16 protein-coding genes are annotated in these 16,852 nt (G+C 71.4%); 9 read left to right on the top strand and 7 right to left on the bottom strand.

Annotated features, from left to right (window positions below; all coding sequences use genetic code 11):
* Nucleotides 1–49: 49 nt before the first annotated feature.
* Nucleotides 50–958: an MFS transporter gene (locus ABD297_RS18390; protein WP_344256524.1), complete on the bottom strand. Its 909-nt coding sequence runs from the start codon at nt 956–958 to the stop codon at nt 50–52.
* A 103-nt stretch (nt 959–1,061) separates the two neighbouring features.
* Between ABD297_RS18390 and ABD297_RS18385 the strand changes: the two genes are divergently transcribed.
* From ABD297_RS18385 to ABD297_RS18370, 4 genes are all read left to right on the top strand, one after another.
* Nucleotides 1,062–1,961 carry a helix-turn-helix transcriptional regulator gene (locus ABD297_RS18385; protein ID WP_344256523.1) on the top strand — a complete coding sequence of 300 codons (900 nt, stop codon included), beginning with the start codon at nt 1,062–1,064 and terminating at the stop codon, nt 1,959–1,961.
* A gap of 142 nt (nt 1,962–2,103) precedes the next feature.
* On the top strand, nt 2,104–2,988 hold the full coding sequence (locus ABD297_RS18380; RefSeq protein ID WP_344256522.1) for an aldo/keto reductase: 885 nt from the start codon (nt 2,104–2,106) through the stop codon (nt 2,986–2,988).
* Nucleotides 2,989–3,016: 28 nt separating this feature from the next.
* Nucleotides 3,017–3,397: a nuclear transport factor 2 family protein gene (locus ABD297_RS18375; RefSeq protein WP_344256521.1), complete on the top strand. Its 381-nt coding sequence runs from the start codon at nt 3,017–3,019 to the stop codon at nt 3,395–3,397.
* Nucleotides 3,398–3,429: 32 nt separating this feature from the next.
* Complete coding sequence (locus ABD297_RS18370; RefSeq protein WP_344256520.1) at nt 3,430–3,966, top strand: DUF2255 family protein; 537 nt, start codon at nt 3,430–3,432, stop codon at nt 3,964–3,966.
* A 100-nt stretch (nt 3,967–4,066) separates the two neighbouring features.
* Here the strand turns inward: ABD297_RS18370 and mraY are convergent, their stop codons facing one another.
* Nucleotides 4,067–5,164, bottom strand: coding sequence for a phospho-N-acetylmuramoyl-pentapeptide-transferase (gene mraY, locus ABD297_RS18365; protein ID WP_344256518.1), 1,098 nt, complete (start codon nt 5,162–5,164; stop codon nt 4,067–4,069).
* A 210-nt stretch (nt 5,165–5,374) separates the two neighbouring features.
* On the opposite strand from mraY, the gene ABD297_RS23745 reads away from it, so the two are divergent.
* The gene (locus ABD297_RS23745) at nt 5,375–5,605 is read left to right on the top strand and encodes a DUF4240 domain-containing protein (protein ID WP_425581195.1); all 231 of its coding nucleotides are present in this window, start codon (nt 5,375–5,377) and stop codon (nt 5,603–5,605) included.
* 336 nt (nt 5,606–5,941) lie between these two features.
* Here ABD297_RS23745 and gcvT read toward each other — a convergent pair whose 3' ends face one another.
* Nucleotides 5,942–7,057, bottom strand: coding sequence for a glycine cleavage system aminomethyltransferase GcvT (gcvT, locus tag ABD297_RS18360; RefSeq protein ID WP_344256517.1), 1,116 nt, complete (start codon nt 7,055–7,057; stop codon nt 5,942–5,944).
* Nucleotides 7,058–7,252: 195 nt separating this feature from the next.
* Here gcvT and ABD297_RS18355 point away from each other — a divergent pair, with 195 nt between their 5' ends.
* Complete coding sequence (locus ABD297_RS18355) at nt 7,253–8,722, top strand: leucyl aminopeptidase (RefSeq protein ID WP_344256516.1); 1,470 nt, start codon at nt 7,253–7,255, stop codon at nt 8,720–8,722.
* A gap of 74 nt (nt 8,723–8,796) precedes the next feature.
* On the opposite strand, the gene ABD297_RS18350 is transcribed toward ABD297_RS18355, so the two are convergent.
* Both ABD297_RS18350 and ABD297_RS18345 read right to left on the bottom strand, forming a co-directional pair.
* A complete protein-coding gene (locus tag ABD297_RS18350; RefSeq protein WP_344256515.1) occupies nt 8,797–8,985 on the bottom strand; it encodes a DUF5302 domain-containing protein in 189 nt (62 codons plus the stop codon).
* A 166-nt stretch (nt 8,986–9,151) separates the two neighbouring features.
* Nucleotides 9,152–9,499, bottom strand: a complete 348-nt coding sequence (locus ABD297_RS18345) for a hypothetical protein (protein WP_344256514.1) — start codon at nt 9,497–9,499, stop codon at nt 9,152–9,154.
* Nucleotides 9,500–9,700: 201 nt separating this feature from the next.
* Between ABD297_RS18345 and lpdA the strand changes: the two genes are divergently transcribed.
* The 3 genes from lpdA to ABD297_RS18330 are packed head-to-tail and all read left to right on the top strand — an operon-like array spanning nt 9,701 to nt 13,896.
* On the top strand, nt 9,701–11,080 hold the full coding sequence (gene lpdA, locus ABD297_RS18340) for a dihydrolipoyl dehydrogenase (protein WP_344256513.1): 1,380 nt from the start codon (nt 9,701–9,703) through the stop codon (nt 11,078–11,080).
* A 31-nt stretch (nt 11,081–11,111) separates the two neighbouring features.
* The gene (gene sucB / locus ABD297_RS18335) at nt 11,112–12,962 is read left to right on the top strand and encodes a 2-oxoglutarate dehydrogenase, E2 component, dihydrolipoamide succinyltransferase (RefSeq protein WP_344256512.1); all 1,851 of its coding nucleotides are present in this window, start codon (nt 11,112–11,114) and stop codon (nt 12,960–12,962) included.
* Between the two features lie 25 nt (nt 12,963–12,987).
* Nucleotides 12,988–13,896: a TIGR01777 family oxidoreductase gene (locus ABD297_RS18330; protein WP_344256510.1), complete on the top strand. Its 909-nt coding sequence runs from the start codon at nt 12,988–12,990 to the stop codon at nt 13,894–13,896.
* Here ABD297_RS18330 and ABD297_RS18325 read toward each other — a convergent pair.
* Together ABD297_RS18325 and ABD297_RS18320 are read right to left on the bottom strand one after the other, a co-directional pair.
* Nucleotides 13,874–15,511 (bottom strand): serine/threonine-protein kinase, encoded by a 1,638-nt coding sequence (locus tag ABD297_RS18325; RefSeq protein ID WP_344256509.1) that lies wholly within the window; start codon nt 15,509–15,511, stop codon nt 13,874–13,876. The genes ABD297_RS18330 and ABD297_RS18325 overlap by 23 nt on opposite strands.
* A gap of 245 nt (nt 15,512–15,756) precedes the next feature.
* The gene (locus ABD297_RS18320; protein ID WP_344256508.1) at nt 15,757–16,824 is read right to left on the bottom strand and encodes a Gfo/Idh/MocA family protein; all 1,068 of its coding nucleotides are present in this window, start codon (nt 16,822–16,824) and stop codon (nt 15,757–15,759) included.
* Nucleotides 16,825–16,852: the final 28 nt, after the last annotated feature.

Below are 16,852 nucleotides of genomic sequence, written 5' to 3'. Positions count from 1 at the left end.
GTCCCGTCGTCGACACAACCCGATCACACGCTGCCGAGCACGACCTCGATTAGCTATGCAGGGACCGACGACGAGACACCGGCACCCGCCCAGCCCTTGACGCTAAACACCTCACGCTGATGATCGGCTGGGGCGCGCCGCGTTCCCGGAGCACGAGCAGCGCGAGCAGCACCACACCAGCGGCCAAGGAGAGCAGGACGGTGGGGGTGGTCCAGCCGTGGTCGGCGGAGTCGATGACGGAGAACGCGAGGGCCCCGGTGCCGAGCGTTGCGAGGATCGCGCCGGGCAGGTCGAACGCGCCGGTGCGGGTCTCGGTCTCGGGGAGGTACTTCGGCGCGAGCAGGACCATGGCGATGACGATCGGCAGGTTGATGAAGAACCCGGCCCGCCACGAGACCAGGTCCGCGGCGGCGCCGCCGACCACCAGTCCGAGACTGGCGCCGATGCCGGCGGTCGCACCGTACATCGCCACCGCTCGCGCGCGTGCCGGGCCCTCAGGGAAGCTCGCGGTCAGCAGCGACAGCGAGGACGGGGCGACGATCGCGGCGCCGATGCCCTGGATCGCGCGGGCCACCACCAGCCACGTGCCGTTCGGTGCCGACCCGACGAGGGCGGACGCGAGGACGAACACGAGCAGGCCGGCGATGAACACGCGGCGGCGCCCGAGCAGGTCACCAAGGCGCGCGCCGAGCAGGAGCAGGCCGCCGAAGACGAGGGTGTACGCGTCCTGGACCCAGGACAGCTGCGTCTGCGGCAGGTTCAGGTCGGCCCGGATGGAGGGGACGCCGGTGAAGACGACGGAGTTGTCGAGCAGGATCAGGAAGTAGCTGACCAGGATGATCGCCAGGATCGCCCGGGTGTGCCCGGGAGGCCCCGCCGACGCAGGAGCACCCTCTTGGGGCCATGAGGCGGCGCGCCTGTTCGTCGTGTGGGTTGGAGCGTGGGTGGGTGTGGTCACGGCCTCAAGACAACCGGGCCGGCGCAGAGTGTGGGAGCCCCTGTGGAGAGGGGTACCGTCAGGGACTCGCAGACAACGGCTGCGACTACCTACCGTGGAGACCGTGAACCCGAAGGACGAGCTGCGAGACTTCCTGGTGACCCGCCGCGCGCGGCTGACCCCGCAGCAGGCCGGCCTGCCCGTCTACGGGGCCAACCGCCGCGTCGCCGGCCTGCGCCGCGAGGAAGCAGCGATGCTCGCCGGCATCAGCGTCGAGTACTTCACCAAGCTCGAACGCGGCAACGTCGGCTCGGTCTCCGAGAGCCTCCTCGACGGTGTCGTGCACGCCCTGCAGCTCGACGAGGCCGAACGCGACCACCTCTACCGTCTCGTCCCCGCCGCGTCGACCCGCAAGCCCGCCCGCAAGGCGCCCTCCAGGCGGCGGGTGCGGCCCACGATCCAGCGGATGCTCGACCTGTTGCCGACCCCGGCCTACCTGCGCAACGGCCGCTTCGACATCCTCGCCGCCAACGACCTCGGCCGGGCCCTCTACAGCCCGATCTTCGAGGAGTCCGACCGTCCCAACACGGCCCGGTTCGTGTTCCTCAACCCGGACGCGCCGGAGTTCTTCACCCACTTCGACCGGATCCAGACCGACGCCGTCGCCTACCTGCGCGCCGAGGCCGGCCGCGACCCGTACGACAAGGACCTGCAGGACCTCATTGGCGAGCTGTCCACTCGCAGCGACCGGTTCCGTCAGCTCTGGGCCGCCCACGATGTGCGCTACCACCGCTCCGGCACCAAGACCTTCCACCACCCGCTCGTCGGCGAGATCACCCTCGACTTCGAGGCGTTCGCGCTCCCCGGCGACGAAGGACAACGCCTCAACGTCTACACCGCCGCCGCCGACAGCCCCGCCGCTGACGCGGTGGCCCTGCTCGCGAGCTGGGCCACCGCTCCGCCCGCGGCGGCGCTCCCCGTCTCCGGCGCGCACGGCCGTGACGGCGCGGACGACCTGCAGTAAGGCCGCGTCCACCGCCGGACACCCGTGAAGACGGGACCGGCGAGGGCACTTCAGTGACCAGGTCTGCCCGCTGGCAGGTACTGCCGGTACCACCACCGGCAGGGACTCCCCAGGCACCGGCGCCCCGCCTAGCGTGACCGACATGACCACTCCTACAGTTACACTCAACAACGGCATCGAGATGCCAGCACTCGGGCTGGGCGTGTTCCAGACCCCTCCGGACGAGACCCGCGCAGCCGTCGAGGCGGCCCTGGCGACCGGCTACCGCCACATCGACACCGCCGCCGCCTACGGCAACGAGCGCGAGGTCGGCGAGGCCGTCCACAGCTCCGGGGTCGCCCGCGGCGAGGTCTTCCTCGAGACGAAGATCTGGATCAGCGACTACGGCTACGACCAGACCCTGCACGGGTTCGACAAGAGCGCCGGCAAGCTCGGCGTCGAGCAGATCGACCTGCTCATCCTGCACCAGGCCCTCCCGACCGACTTCGACAAGACCCTCGAGGCGTACCGGGCGCTGGAGACCCTTCTCGCGGACGGCAAGGTCCGGGCCATCGGCGTCAGCAACTTCATGGTCGAGCACCTCACCGCGCTGCTCGAGAAGGCGAAGGTCGTGCCCGCCGTCAACCAGATCGAGAACCACCCCTACTTCCAGCAGCGCGACGTCCAGGCGTTCGGCGCCCAGCACGGCATCCTCACTCAGGCCTGGTCACCTATCGGCGGCATCACCTTCTACCGCGACGGCTCGAAGGGCAGCACCCTGAAGGACCCCGTGATCGGCGGCATCGCCGAGGCACACGGCAAGACCCCCGCCCAGGTGATGCTGCGCTGGCACCTGCAGCAGGGGCGCTCGGTGATCCCCAAGTCCACCAAGGCCCACCGCATCGCCGAGAACTTCGACGTCTTCGACTTCGACCTCAGCACCGAGCAACTCGCCGCGATCGACGCCCTGGACACCGGCCAGCGCGGCGGCCCGGAGCCGGCCGACATCACGCTCGAGAGCTACGGCCGCGAGATCCCGGAAGCCTGACGGCAGACAGCGGAGGAGAACCTCACCCGTGACCGGACCGAACGACGACGTCGATGCCGCTGTGCGCGGCAACTACGCCGCGCAGCGCGACAGCATGGTCGCCGGCGACGCCCCAGCCCTCGCGGAGCAGCTCACCGAGAACTTCACGCTGACGCATATGACCGGCTACGAGCAGCCCCGCCGCGATTGGCTGACCCAGGTCCCCTCCGGGGAGATGGCCTACCACCGCATCACGGACGTGGCTGTCACGGTCGGCGGTGACGCGACAGACCCGGTGCTCACGGCCCGGACCCGGACGGACGCCACCATCTGGGGCGGCCGCGGCACCTGGCCGTTGCAGCTCGAGATCCACTTCACCCACGACACCGGGCAGTGGTTGTCCGCGTACACCATCGCCAGCACCCGGTGACCACCCGCACGAGCACCACACAGGAGACCGCCATGACGTCATGGACCGAGCAAGAGCTCAGCCGTATCGGCGGCGCGTACGAGCTGTACGTCTCAAGCCAGCGCCGGGACGGGTCCCTACGACCCGGCATCCCGATCTGGCAGGTGCGGGTCAGAGACGCCATCTACATCCGTTCCGCGCACGGCCCGCAGAACGGCTGGTTCCGTCGGGCCCGGGCCACCGGCGCGGGGCACATCCGCTCGGGCGGCGTCGAGCGTGACGTCACCTTCGAACCCGCGCCACCGGCAACCGCCGACCAGGTGACGGCCGCCTACCACGCGAAGTACGACCGGTACGGCCCGGAACCCGTCGGCGCCGTCACTGCAGCGACGTACCCGAGACCACACTGCGGGTCATGCCGGTCGGCTGAGACCGCAACAGGCGAGACGCGGCAGGAGGACGGACCCCAGCTCCAGGCCGAGCACCAAGAGGGCGTCGCAGGCGCACGCGGCCTGCAGCCGGACCCGGGCTGGCACGGCCACCTACGCGGTGCGCCTCGCGGGCGCAGGCACCGGTCCTTCCGTCAATGAAACAAGTAGCCGCGATCTGGGTGACCGCTGCCCGGTACAGGCCAGCGACTCTAGGGACGACGGCCAGCAAAGAGGCGTCTGTCGTTCGGGAAGCGACGACTCAACCGCTGTAGAAGAGCGCCAGGCCCGCCGCAACGCAGATGGCGGCGATGATCCAGAAGCGCGCCACGATGGTGACCTCGGACCACCCGACCATCTCGAAATGGTGATGCAGCGGCGCTATCCGAAACACTCTCCTGCCCGTCAGCTTGAAGCTGATCACCTGGATGATGACCGACGTGGTGACGATCACGAAGAGGCCACCCAGCACCACCAGAAGCAGCTGGGTGTGCGTGAGGATCGCGAGCCCTGCCAACGCCGCGCCGAGCGACAGGGAGCCGGTGTCTCCCATGATGATCTCGGCCGGCGCGGTGTTCCACCACAAGAACCCGAAGCAGGCACCGGCGATCGCGCACGAGACGACGGCCAGATCCAGTGCGGCCGGCACGTCGTAACACGCCGGCCCCGGAAGCAGTTGACAGCCCTGCCTGAACTGGGACAAGGCAATCATCGTGTAAGCGCCGAACACCATGACTGAGGCCCCCGTTGCCAAGCCGTCCAGGCCATCGGTGATGTTCACTCCGTTGGAGGCTCCGGCGATGAGGACGTTCGACCACGCGATGAACAGCAGGACGCCCACCACAGGCCCCGCGACGGCGAAGTCGACGTTGGTGTCTCGGATGACGGAGATCGCTGTCGACGCGGGAGCCAGCCCCCGTTCGTCCTTGACCAGCAGGGCCGCCAGGGCGAAAGCGACGGTGACAAGCGTCTGTCCCAGGAGCTTCTGCCTCGACCTGAGGCCGAGACTGCGCTCCTTGCGGATCTTGATCCAGTCGTCCAGGAACCCGACCAGGCCGAGACCGGTGAGCAGGAAGAGCACCAGCAGAGCACTGAGCGAGACAGAGCTGTGTACCTCCCTGAGCACACCCATGGCGCCGAGCGCCGCAAGGAGCCCATGCGAGCCGAAGTAGCCCACGAGCGCCGCTGCGATGATCACGGCCCCACCCATCGTCGGCTTGCCGCGCTTGACATGGTGGTGCACGAGGTCGTCACGCACGAACTGGCCGTAACGGTGCCGGACCAGGAAAGCGATGAAGGGCTTCGTGCACAACAGCGCTACCGCCATTGACAGAGCACCGGCCAGCAGGACATCGACCATGGGAAACCCTTGCCGCCTCTCGAGCAGGTCGGGTGCGGTTCACCCCCGGACAGCGCATGACCCCTCGGCGTGGTCGCCGACACAGGGTCGCCGATGAACCCTAGAGCAGCAGTCGACGTAGATCACGTACCCCCGCCCGTGTCGAGGTGTCGATGAAGGCCTGTCCTCCGCGGGCCTCAGTGCCGTTGCTCCGGCGCCCCCGACACCATCTTGGCTTTCGAGGATCGTCTGGCCGAGGTCCTGCAGCGTATGGATCTGCGACCGATCGCCCGTCAGGGCTGGCGCGACGTCTCCGAGCCGTGGTGGCTCCCACGGGTACCCGGGATCAGTTCCGACGGCTTCTTGTACGCGAGATGCGCCGCGGTCCTGCAGGGTCGGGAAACGATTGAGAAGATCGTCGCGGACCCGCGAAGGTTCACACTGCGTTGGGACGTCAGGTGAAGCACTCTTGGGGGTAGCGCGCACCGCACGGGAGGCACGGACTCGTCGGCACTCGGACGAGCGCTCCGTCTCGCCACGCATGACGTAGAGGCGGCCCTCCATGGCCGACCAACAGATCGAGACCATGGAAACCGGCGCTTCTGTCCCGGAGTCAACGCTCACGGCCGAACGGGCCACCACCGGCGAGGGCCGTTCGTGGCCACTCCACGACTGGCAGGGGGGCGATGGTGGCCACTCGACGACTGGCAGTGGGCCGATCGTGGCCACTCGACGGTGGGCAGCGTATGCCGGGTGGCCCGCGGGGCGCGCCACCCGGCATACGTGCTCGGAGGAAGGTCAGCCCTCGCGGACCTGCACCTGCACGAACGGCGGCTTCACGACCGTCGCCTCGAGGGCGCGACCGCGCACGTCGATCGACACGGTCTCGCCGTCGGCGATCTCCGGGTTGAGCAGCGCGAGCGCGATGCCCTGCTTGAGCGTGGGCGAGAAGGTGCCCGAGGTGACCTCGCCGGCCGCCGCGCCCTGGAACGACACCGTGCAGTGGGCGCGCGGGATGCCGCGGCCCGTCACGAGCAGGCCGCGCATGAGCCGCGTCGGGTTGGCCTTCTCCGCCTCGAGGGCGGCCTTGCCCCAGAACGTGTCCTTCTTCCAGCCGACCGCCCAGCCGGCCCGCGCCTGCACCGGCGAGATCTGCAGCGACAGGTCCTGGCCGTGCAGCGGGTAGCCCATCTCGGTGCGCAGGGTGTCGCGGGCGCCGAGACCGCACGGCTTGCCCTCGAAGGGCGCGATCGCCTCGACGAGCGCGTCCCAGAGCGCCGGGGCGTCGTCCCAGCGCGGCACGAGCTCGTAGCCGCGCTCGCCCGTGTAGCCGGTGCGGCAGACGATGACGGGGACGCCCCGCCAGTCGGCCTCGACGAAGGACATGTAGTCGTGGCCGGTCGGCAGCCCGAGCGCCTCGAGCACCTCGTCGCTCTTCGTGCCCTGGACGGCGAGCACGCCGTAGTCACGGTGCAGGTTCGTCACGGTGATGCCCTCCGGCGCGGCGGCCTGCAGGCGGCGCACCACCTCCGCCGTGTTCGCGGCGTTGGGGATGAGGAAGACGTCGTCGTCGGACTTGAGGTAGACGATGAGGTCGTCGACGACGCCGCCCGCGTCGTCGCAGCAGAGGGTGTACTGCGCCGAGCCCGGCTGGATGCGGCGCACGTCGTTGGTGAGGCAGGAGTTGACGAAGTCGCCCGCTCCCGGGCCCGTCACCGAGGCCTTGCCGAGGTGGCTCACGTCGAAGACGCCGACACGCTCTCTCACCGCGGTGTGCTCGGCGACGACGCCGCCGCCGGGGTACTCGATCGGCATGTCCCAGCCGCCGAAGTCGGCCATCTTCGCGCCGAGGGCGACGTGGCGGTCGTGCAGGGGTGAGGTGAGCGGGGAGGTCCCCGACGTCTCTGTCGTCATGGGCGCCAACCTACCGCTCGGCGGGAGCGCCTCCCCCGCTCGTTATCATCGAACGCCGCCCACCCGCGGGGCGACGTGGCACCGTGAGTGCACCCGACCCCGCACCGACGACGGCACCACCAGACCCGCTCTCACCGCACCCCCGGCCCCGGGACCGCGTGCGCCCCGGAAGCACCCCGACCAAGGAGTCCCCTCGTGGCCAACCTGACCATCTCCAACCGTTCGGCCGCCGACACCCCCGGCGACGCCCTCGTCGTGGCGCTGGTGCCCGCCGACGGAGGCGCCACCCTGGCGCCCGGCCACGGCCTGCCGCGCAAGACGGTCTCGCACCTCAAGTCCGTCGCCGCCGACCTCGAGCTCGCCGGCAAGGTCGGCGAGGTGACGACACTCGCCGCGGTGCCCGAGGTCGCCGCGAAGCTCGTCGTGCTCGTCGGGGTCGGCGCCCTGACGAGCGGTGCCGGCGCCCTCGAGGACCTGCGCAAGGCGGTCGGCGGCGCGATCCGCTCGCTGAGCAAGAAGAAGAAGGTCGCGGTCGTCGTCCCGGGCACCTCGGTCGAGGTCGTCTCCGCCGTGGCCGAGGGCGTCGCCCTCGGCGCCTACGCGGTGTCCAAGGCCGGCACGACGAGCACCGACGCCGTCGACGCGGTGGCGCTCGTCGGCCCGGCGGACGCAGCCTCCCGCAAGGCCGTCAAGCGCGCCGCGGCGCTCGGCGACGCCGTCGCCTACACCCGCGACCTCGTCAACCTGCCGCCGAACCTTCTCTACCCCGAGACCTTCGTCGACTCGCTGGCCGACCGCGTCAAGGGCACGAAGGTCAAGCTCAAGTCCTACGACATGAAGGCGCTCCGCGCCGGCGGCTTCGGCGGCACCGTGGGGGTCGGCCAGGGGTCGGCCAACGACCCGCGCATCGCCGTCCTCACCTACGCCCCCGCTCGGCCCAAGGCCTCGATCGCGTTCGTCGGCAAGGGCATCACGTTCGACTCGGGCGGCCTGTGCATCAAGCCCGCGAACGGCATGCTGACGATGAAGTGCGACATGGCGGGTGCCGCGGCGGTGGCGGGCGCGGTGCTCGCGATCGCCGAGCTCGGTCTGCCCATCGCCGTCACCGGCTACCTCGGCCTGGCCGAGAACATGCCGAGCGCCACCGCCCAGCGCCCGAGCGACGTCGTGACGATGCGTGGCGGCAAGACCGTCGAGGTGCTCAACACCGACGCGGAGGGCCGCATGGTCCTCGGTGACTGCATCGCCCTGGCCTCCGAGAGCAAGCCGGACGCCATCGTCGACATCGCGACCCTGACGGGCGCGCAGGTCGTCGCCCTCGCCAACACCGGCGCCGTCATGGGCAACGACGACGCCTTCCGGACCCGCGTGCTGGAGGCCGCGTCGACGGTCGGCGAGGCCATGTGGCCGATGCCCCTGCCCCAGGAGCTGCGTCCCGCCCTCGAGTCCATCAACGCCGACCTGGCCCACAAGGGCGGTGTGGAGGGCGGCATGCTGACGGCCGGCATCTTCCTGTCCGAGTTCGTCGGCGAGGGGATCCCGTGGAGCCACCTCGACATCGCCGGACCGGCCTTCAACGACAAGGCGCCGACGGGCTACTGGCCCAAGGGCGGCACGGGCTTCGGCGTGCGCACGCTCGTCGGTCTCGCCGAGTCCTACGTCTGAGCGTCGCCCGCCGGTATCGCGCGAAGAGGCCACGTCCCGAGGGGAACGTGGCCTCTTCGGCTGTCAGGGGCTGGTCAGCCGCCGGACTTGCGACGGAACATCTGCTGGGCCTTGGCGGGGCCGTGCGCCCCGTGCACCTTGGAGTGGTCGTGGTCGTCGGAGACGTCCTTGCCACCGTGCGCGTGCTTCTTGTCGAGGGCGGCCCGGAACTTGGCCTTCATCTCCTCGCTGGGACCGCTGGTCTCGCCATCCTGCTTCGACATTCCGAAACCTCCTGTGTGCGCTGGCTCCGAACCCGGCACGGGACGGACTGTCTTCACCCTGTCAGCGAACCGGGGCCCGGTCCACTCGCTTTCGTTCCCGACCGGAGGGTCGCCCGCGTTCCACGCGCTCACCTGCTGGCGTATGCCGGGTGGCCGGGTCTCCCGGTCAGGCGTCGCCCTGCCGTCGGCGCCTGCTCCACTCACGCATGCGGTTGGGGTAGCCGGTCTGGTTGACGTCGTAGACCGGGACGCCGAGCTTCTGGCTCATCTCGAAACCGTCCTTGGGAGAGCCCACCGCGCGCCGGGTCCACTCGCCGTCCCAGGCGATGAGCACGATCGTCGTGGGCGTCATGCTGGTTGCCGGCTCGACATAGGCCTCGACACCGAGCCGCGACTCGACGAACGCGCGCAGGTGCTCCTCGACCGCCTTGCGGTCGATCTCCATCTTCGGCCCGTCGGAACGGCCGAGGCGGGCAACACCCTTGTGGCTGCCGCGTCGTGAGAACCAGCCCATGGCGGCACTGTACGTGGTGCAGCCGTGCCCCAGAGGGCAGTACACGCGGCGCCGAGACCTGCCTGTGCCCTCGCACAGGATCAATGACAAGATGCTCTTGCACGACCCCCCGTACGCCCACCACCGCGTACTCCCGCACGTCCCCCTCTCCCGCTGCACCACGGCCGGAGTGGACGATCCGCCCCGAAGGAGAACATCCACATGCCGGCTGATGCCGCCAGCGACTACGACGTCGTCATTCTCGGTGGAGGGTCGGGCGGCTACGCCTGTGCCCTCCGGTCGGCAGAGCTCGGGCTGTCGGTGGCGCTGGTCGAGAAGGGCAAGCTCGGCGGCACGTGCCTGCACCAGGGATGCATCCCCACCAAGGCGCTGCTCCACGCCGCCGAGGTGGCCGACGTCGCCCGCGAAGGTGCCTCGTTCGGGGTCAAGACGACGTTCGAGTCGGTCGACATGTCGGGCGTCAACGCCTACAAGGACGGCGTCGTCAGCCGCCTGCACAAGGGCCTCCAGGGACTTGTCAAGGCCGCGAAGATCGACTACGTCGAGGGAGCGGGTGTCCTCGACGGCCCTCACACCGTCGTCGTCGGCGACCGTCGGGTCACGGGCCGCAACGTCGTGCTCGCCACGGGCAGCTACGCGAAGTCGCTCCCCGGTCTCGAGATCGGCGGCCGCATCATGACGAGCGAGCAGGCCCTGTCCATCGACCACGTGCCCGCCCGGGTGGTCGTGCTCGGCGGCGGAGTCATCGGCGTCGAGTTCGCCTCCGTCTTCAAGAGCTTCGGCTCCGAGGTCACCATCGTCGAGGCACTCCCCCGGCTCGTGGCAGCCGAGGACGAGGCCATCAGCAAGCAGCTCGAGCGGTCCTTCCGCAAGCGCAAGATCTCGTTCAAGACCGGGGTGCGCTTCGCCGGGGCCACGCAGCACGGTGACGTCGTCTCTGTGTCGCTCGAGTCTGGCGAGACCATCGAGGCCGACCTGCTGCTCGTGGCGGTCGGCCGGGGACCGGTCACCGACGGCCTGGGCTACGAGTCAGCCGGCGTCGCCGTCGACCGCGGCTTCGTCACCACCGACGAGCGCCTGCGCACGACCGTCCCCGGCGTCTACGCCGTCGGCGACATCGTGCCCGGCCTGCAGCTCGCGCACCGCGGCTTCGCCCACGGCATCTTCGTCGCCGAGGAGATCGCGGGCCTGGCGCCCGCGCCCCTCGAGGAGAGCGGCATCCCGCGCGTCACCTACTGCGACCCCGAGATCGCGAGCGTCGGCCTGACCGAGGCGCAGGCCCGCGAGAAGCACGGCGACGTCGCGACCTACGAGTACAACCTCGGAGGCAACGGCAAGTCCCAGATCCTCGGCACGCAGGGCTTCGTCAAGCTCGTGCGCCAGGTCGACGGGCCCGTCGTCGGCGTCCACATGATCGGGGCCCGGATGGGTGAGCAGATCGGTGAGGCACAGCTCATCGTCAACTGGGAGGCGCACCCCGAGGACGTCTCCGGTCTCATCCACGCGCACCCCACACAGAACGAGGCTCTCGGCGAGGCACACTTGGCCTTGGCGGGTAAGCCCCTGCACGCACACGCTTGAGCCAGAAACTGGGAAGAGGAGAGAACACGTCATGTCAGAACGCGTGACCATGCCGGCCCTGGGTGAGTCAGTCACCGAGGGGACCGTCACCCGCTGGCTGAAGAACGTCGGTGACCGCATCGAGGTCGACGAGCCCCTGCTCGAGGTCTCGACCGACAAGGTCGACACCGAGATCCCCTCGCCCGTCGCGGGCACCCTCCAGGAGATCCTCGCCCAGGAGGACGACACCGTCCCTGTGGGCGCCGACCTGGCCGTCATCGGCGACGGCAGCGCCCCGGCCTCCGGCGGCGACGCCCCGGCTGCCGAGTCCCAGCCCGAGCCGCAGCCCGAGCCGCAGCGGTCTGCGCCCGCCCCCGAGGCGCCGAGCACCGAGCAGGAACCGCAGGCCGCGACGAGCGAGCCCGAGGCGCAGCAGGCCGAGCAGCCGCAGGCGGCGGCCTCCTCCTCGTCCGGTGGCGAGGGCCAGACGGTGACGATGCCGGCTCTCGGAGAGTCCGTCACCGAGGGCACCGTGACGCGCTGGCTCAAGGCCGAGGGCGACGAGGTCGCCGTCGACGAGCCGCTCCTCGAGGTCTCGACCGACAAGGTCGACACCGAGATCCCGTCGCCCGTCGCCGGCACGCTGACCAAGATCCTCGTCCAGGAGGACGACACCGTCCCCGTGGGCGCCGACCTCGCCGTCATCGGCGGCGCGCCCGCCGCGGCGTCCGCCCCGGCGCCGGCACCCGAGCCCGAGAAGGCACCCGAGCCGGCAGCCCCGGAGCCGCAGCCCGAGAAGGCACCCGAGCCTGTCGCCGAGGCGCCGCAGGCCCCGGCCCAGGAGCAGCCGGAGGAGGCCGCCCAGGAGGCAGCCGGCAAGCCTGCCGACGCCGAGCGCGCCCCCGCGCAGCAGTCCCCCGAGGCCGCAGCGCCCGCCGCCGCGACGCCCTCGCGCGACGACGCCGCCGCCTACGTGACGCCGCTCGTGCGCAAGCTCGCCAACCAGCACGACGTCGACCTCGGCTCGGTCACCGGCACCGGTGTCGGTGGGCGCATCCGCAAGCAGGACGTGCTCGACGCCGCCGAGGCCGCGAAGGCCGCCAAGGCACCGGCCGCCCAGCCCGCCGCCCCAGCCGCACCGGCTGCGGCCGCCGCCCCGGCGTCGTCCGCACCCAGCGCCGCCGCCTCGGTCTCGCCCAAGCGCGGCACGCGGGAGAAGATGACCCGCCTGCGCAAGGTCATCGCGACACGCATGGTCGAGTCGCTCCAGGTGTCGGCCCAGCTGACGACCGTCGTCGAGGTCGACCTCACCAAGGTGGCGCGCCTGCGGGCCAAGGTGAAGGGTGACTTCGAGGCCCGCGAGGGCACGAAGCTCAGTTTCCTGCCGTTCCTCGCGCTCGCCGCGACCGAGGCTCTCAAGGCCCACCCCATGGTCAACGCCAGCATCGACGGCGACGAGGTCGTCTACCACGGCAGCGAGAACCTCTCGATCGCCGTCGACACCGAGAAGGGGCTCATCGTCCCGGTCGTGAAGAACGCCGGTGACCTCAACATCGCCGGGCTCGCCCGCGCGATCGCCGACGTCGCCGCGCGCACGCGTAGCAACAAGATCACGCCCGACGACCTCGCCGGTGGCACCTTCACGATCACCAACACCGGCAGCCGCGGCGCGCTCTTCGACACGCCGATCATCAACCAGCCGCAGGTGGCCATCCTCGGCACCGGCGCGATCGTCAAGCGGCCCGTCGTCGTCACCGATGCCGACGGCGGCGAGACCATCGCGATCCGCTCGATGATGTACCTCGCGCTGTCCTACGACCACCGCATCGTCGACGGTGCCGACGCCGCTCGGTTCCTCGGCACGATGAAGGCCCGGCTCGAAGAGGGCCAGTTCGAGGCCTGAGGTCCCCCACCATGAGGAGCACCCCATGACGAAGCGCGTCGCCGTCACCGGCTCGTCCGGCCTGATCGGCGGCGCGCTTCGTCGTGCGCTCGCGGAGCGCGGCGACGAGGTCGTCCGTCTCGTGCGCCACTCCCCCTCGGCCCCCGAGGAGGTCCAGTGGGACCCCACCAGGGGCCGGCTCGACGCCTCGGCCCTCGACGGCGTCGACGCAGTGGTCAACCTCGCCGGGGTCGGCATCGGTGACCGTCGCTGGAACGCCGAGCACAAGCGCGAGGTCGAGCGCTCCCGCACCGACGCCACCGGCACGGTCGCGCAGGCTCTCGTTGCACACCACGAGCGCACCGGTCAGGCCATCCGGCTGGTCAACGCCTCGGCGGTGGGCTACTACGGCGACCGCGGCGATGAGCACCTGACCGAGACGAGCCCGCCCGGCCAGGACTTCCTCGCCGGCGTCGTCGTCCGGTGGGAGGGAGCTGCTGCCCCTGCCGTCAATGCAGGGATCCCTGTGGCCTTCGCCCGCACCGGCCTCGTCATGGCGCGCGACGGCGGCGCGTTCGAGCAGGTCGTGCTGCTCGGTCGCCTCGGTCTCGGCGGACCCATGGCCTCGGGCCGCGAGTGGTGGCCGTGGATCACCTTGGTCGACGAGGTCCGTGCCCTCCTGCACCTCGTGGACCACCCCGAGCTGACGGGCGCGTTCAACCTCACCGCCCCCGGCTCCGCACGCCAGCGCGAGATCGCGTCAGCCATCGGCTCCGCCCTGTCGCGACCCGCGTTCGTGCCGGCACCCCACTTCGCCCTGCGAGCCGTCATCGGCGAGTTCGCCGACTACGTCGTCGCGAGCCAGCGCGTCGAGCCCGAGGCGCTGCTCGCCTCCGGTTTCGCCTTCGAGCACCCCGACCTCGAGGGCGCAGTCAGGTGGCTGGTGCAGCGCTGATGGCGCTGATCCGCCAGCCCTGCGCACCTCGCACGAGGCGGAAGTCGAGCAGGGCCCCGGCGTCGGCCGGACGCTCGGTCCGCTGACCCGACGCGGTCACGACGGCGTATGCCGTCCAGTCCACCCGGGCGCGCACGACGGCCTCCGACGCCGTCCCCGAGACGAACACTGCCTGCGCCACCTCGAGCCGCAGCCCCTCCCAGCGAGTGCTCGCATCGACGAGCTCCGTCACGAGGGCCTGGTCGTTGGCGAGGCTCGGTGATCCGGGCGCGTGCACCAGGGTCAGCCTGGTCGTGTCGCGTGCGACAAGAGCCTCAGCCCGACGGTCGCTGAGGGCCTGGAGCAGGTCCTGGGCCCGCGCCGACGGGCTCGTCGGGTCGACGAGCACGTCTGCGGTCGCGGGTGCGCCGCCGGTCGCCGGTGCGCCCGATGCCGGTCGGGTTGCCGGAACCGCCGAGGCCGTGCGCGCGGCGGTGGGCGGGGTCGTCGCCGTCTTTGCCGTCATGGCCGTCGTCGTGGCCGTCGTCGTCGCGGGCGGCACGGGCGGCACAGCGGGCCGGCCCGTCACCCTTGCGGCCGCCGTCGGTGCGAGCTCGCGCGTGGCGACGGCATCGGTGGGGTGCTGTCGCGCGGTGTCCGGCCCACGCGCCGCCAGTGCCCAGCCGGCGGCGGCCAGCAGCGGCAGCGCGATCACGCCCGAGGCGAGCGCCCGCCTCGGCCAGCGCCGCGGTGACGGCTCGGCGACGACCGGCTCGCGCCCGGCATCGGCACGCAGTCGGTGGGTCAGCGCCGAGGCCTCGTCGGCGCCGACGACGACCTCGACGGCCTCGGGCTCGACCGCGTCGTAGAAGAGCCTCGCGAGCTCGGCGGCCCCAGGGCGTCGGTGCGGGTCGGGGTCGATGGCGGCCGCGACGACGTCGGCGAGCTCGGGGCCGACGTGGCTGACGACGGTCTCGCGGTCGAGGCGCATCATCGTGTCGGGTGCGCCGTTGCCGGTGAGGCAGAACCAGGCGACGGCGCCGAGGGCGTAGACGTCGGCGGACTCGTCGGGCTCCGTGCCGAGCCGCACTTCCGGGGCGACGAATCCCGGTGTCCCGTGCACGGCACCGGGCTCGCGACCGGCGACCCGGGCGGCCCCGAGGTCGAGCAGGACGGGACGGCCGTCGTGGGTCAGCGTGATGTTGCCCGCCGAGATGTCGGCGTGCAGCCCGCCCGCCGAGTGCAGGTGCGCCACGGCCTCGCACACCGGGGTGAGGACGGTGACGACCTCCCCCGGGCGCAGGTGGCCTCGGCTGCGCACCATGCCGGCGAGCTGCGCGCCCCGGACGAGGTCGAAGACGAGGGCCTCGCGGCCGTCGGCGAGGGGCACCACCGACCGCAGCGGCACGAGGTGCTCGTGCTGGACGGCGAGCAGGACCTCCTGCTCGGCGACGGACTGGTGGCGGTCGAGCTCGTCGCGGCCACGGTGCGGCACCTTGACGGCGACCCTGCGGCCGGTCGCGTCGGTGCCCGCCCAGACGACGGCGGAGGCGCCGGTCCCGAGCACGGCCTCGAGGCGGTGCCCGGGGACCTCGGGCCTCGAGGGTGGCGAAGAGAGCTCGGCGGTGTCGGTCACCCGTTCATGCAAGCAGCCCGGCACTGGCGCACGTGCGGGTCATCCACAGGCCCGGCAGCCGCCGGACGGCAGGCGCTGCGGGAGGGCGCCGTCAGGAGGACAAGCTGTCAGGAGGACTTGCCGTGGAGGGACGTGCTGTGGACCAGCCGTGGGAGCCGTCGATGGCCCGGCCGTCCGCGACCTCCCACGGGCGACGGGCGACGCGCCACACGGCATATGCGCTCCTGACCGCGAGGGAAAATCCGTCAGGGGGTCTGCCCGGGCGTCACGACCTCGACCACGCGCCGGTCGCGGGCACTGATCCGCGCCGCGTCGACGACGGCGAGCACGTGGACGGCGTCGCGGGGGTCGACCGGCATCGTCGCCTGGGGATCCGACGAGACGAGGGCCGCCGCCACGGCGCGGTAGAAGTTGGCCTGGTCGGCGTCGGTCACGACGGGACCGCGCTCGCGCTCGTCACCGCGCACGACCCAGCCGATGGCGTCGCCGTCGTTCTCGAACTCCGTGAACGAGCTGACGTCGTCGAACTGGCGGCCGATGACGTACGACCCCGCCGAGCCGTTGACCCGTGCGCGCGGCCCGGGTGCCCCGTTGACCGAGCTCGACATGACGTGGCTGACGACGCCCGAGGTGTGCCGGCACGCGAGGAAGGTGTCGTCCTCGGCGACCGTGGTGCGCGAGTCGACCTCCGCGTAGACCGACTCGACCTCTCCGTGCAGCAGCACGGCCTGGTCGACGAGATGGGTCTGCAGGTCGAGCAGCAGGCCGCCGCCCTCCTCGGCCGGCACCTGCTCGCGCCAGCGCTGCTTGGGCACGGGTCGCCAACGGTCCCAACGGTATTCGGCTCGCCAGATCTCGCCGACCAGCTCCTGGTCGCGGACGATCCGCAGCGCAGCCAGCTCAGGGTCGAAGCGCCGGTTGTTGAAGACGGTCAGCGGCACCCCACGGTGCGTCGCCTGGTCCACGACGTCGAGGGCCCGGCTGGCGTCGACCGCCAGCGGCTTGTCGACGACGAGCGGCAGGCCCGCCTCGATGACGCGCTCCGCCTGCTCGGCGTGCACCCCGCTGGGTGACGCGAGGACCACGAGGTCGAGCCCCTCCACGCCGAGGAGCGTCTCGAGGTCGGGCACGACCTGCGCCCCGGGCAGGTCGGCGCGGACCTCGTCGGCCCGGGTCGCGTTCGAGGTGGACACGGCAGCGACGGTCAGGCCGGCCCGTCCGATGAGCGGTGCGTGGATGCCGCGCCCGGCGGAGCCGTAGCCGACAAGCCCGACGCGCAGCGGAGTGGACGGGGACGGGTCGGTGGCAGGCATTCCGGCATCGTATGCCGCCCGGCGTAGG

The organism is Terrabacter carboxydivorans (assembly GCF_039532035.1).
In the GTDB taxonomy this organism is placed as follows: Bacteria; Actinomycetota; Actinomycetes; order Actinomycetales; family Dermatophilaceae; genus Terrabacter; species Terrabacter carboxydivorans.
The sequence above is the reverse complement of the archived record's forward strand: the minus strand, read 5'-3'. Positions and strand labels throughout refer to the sequence as shown.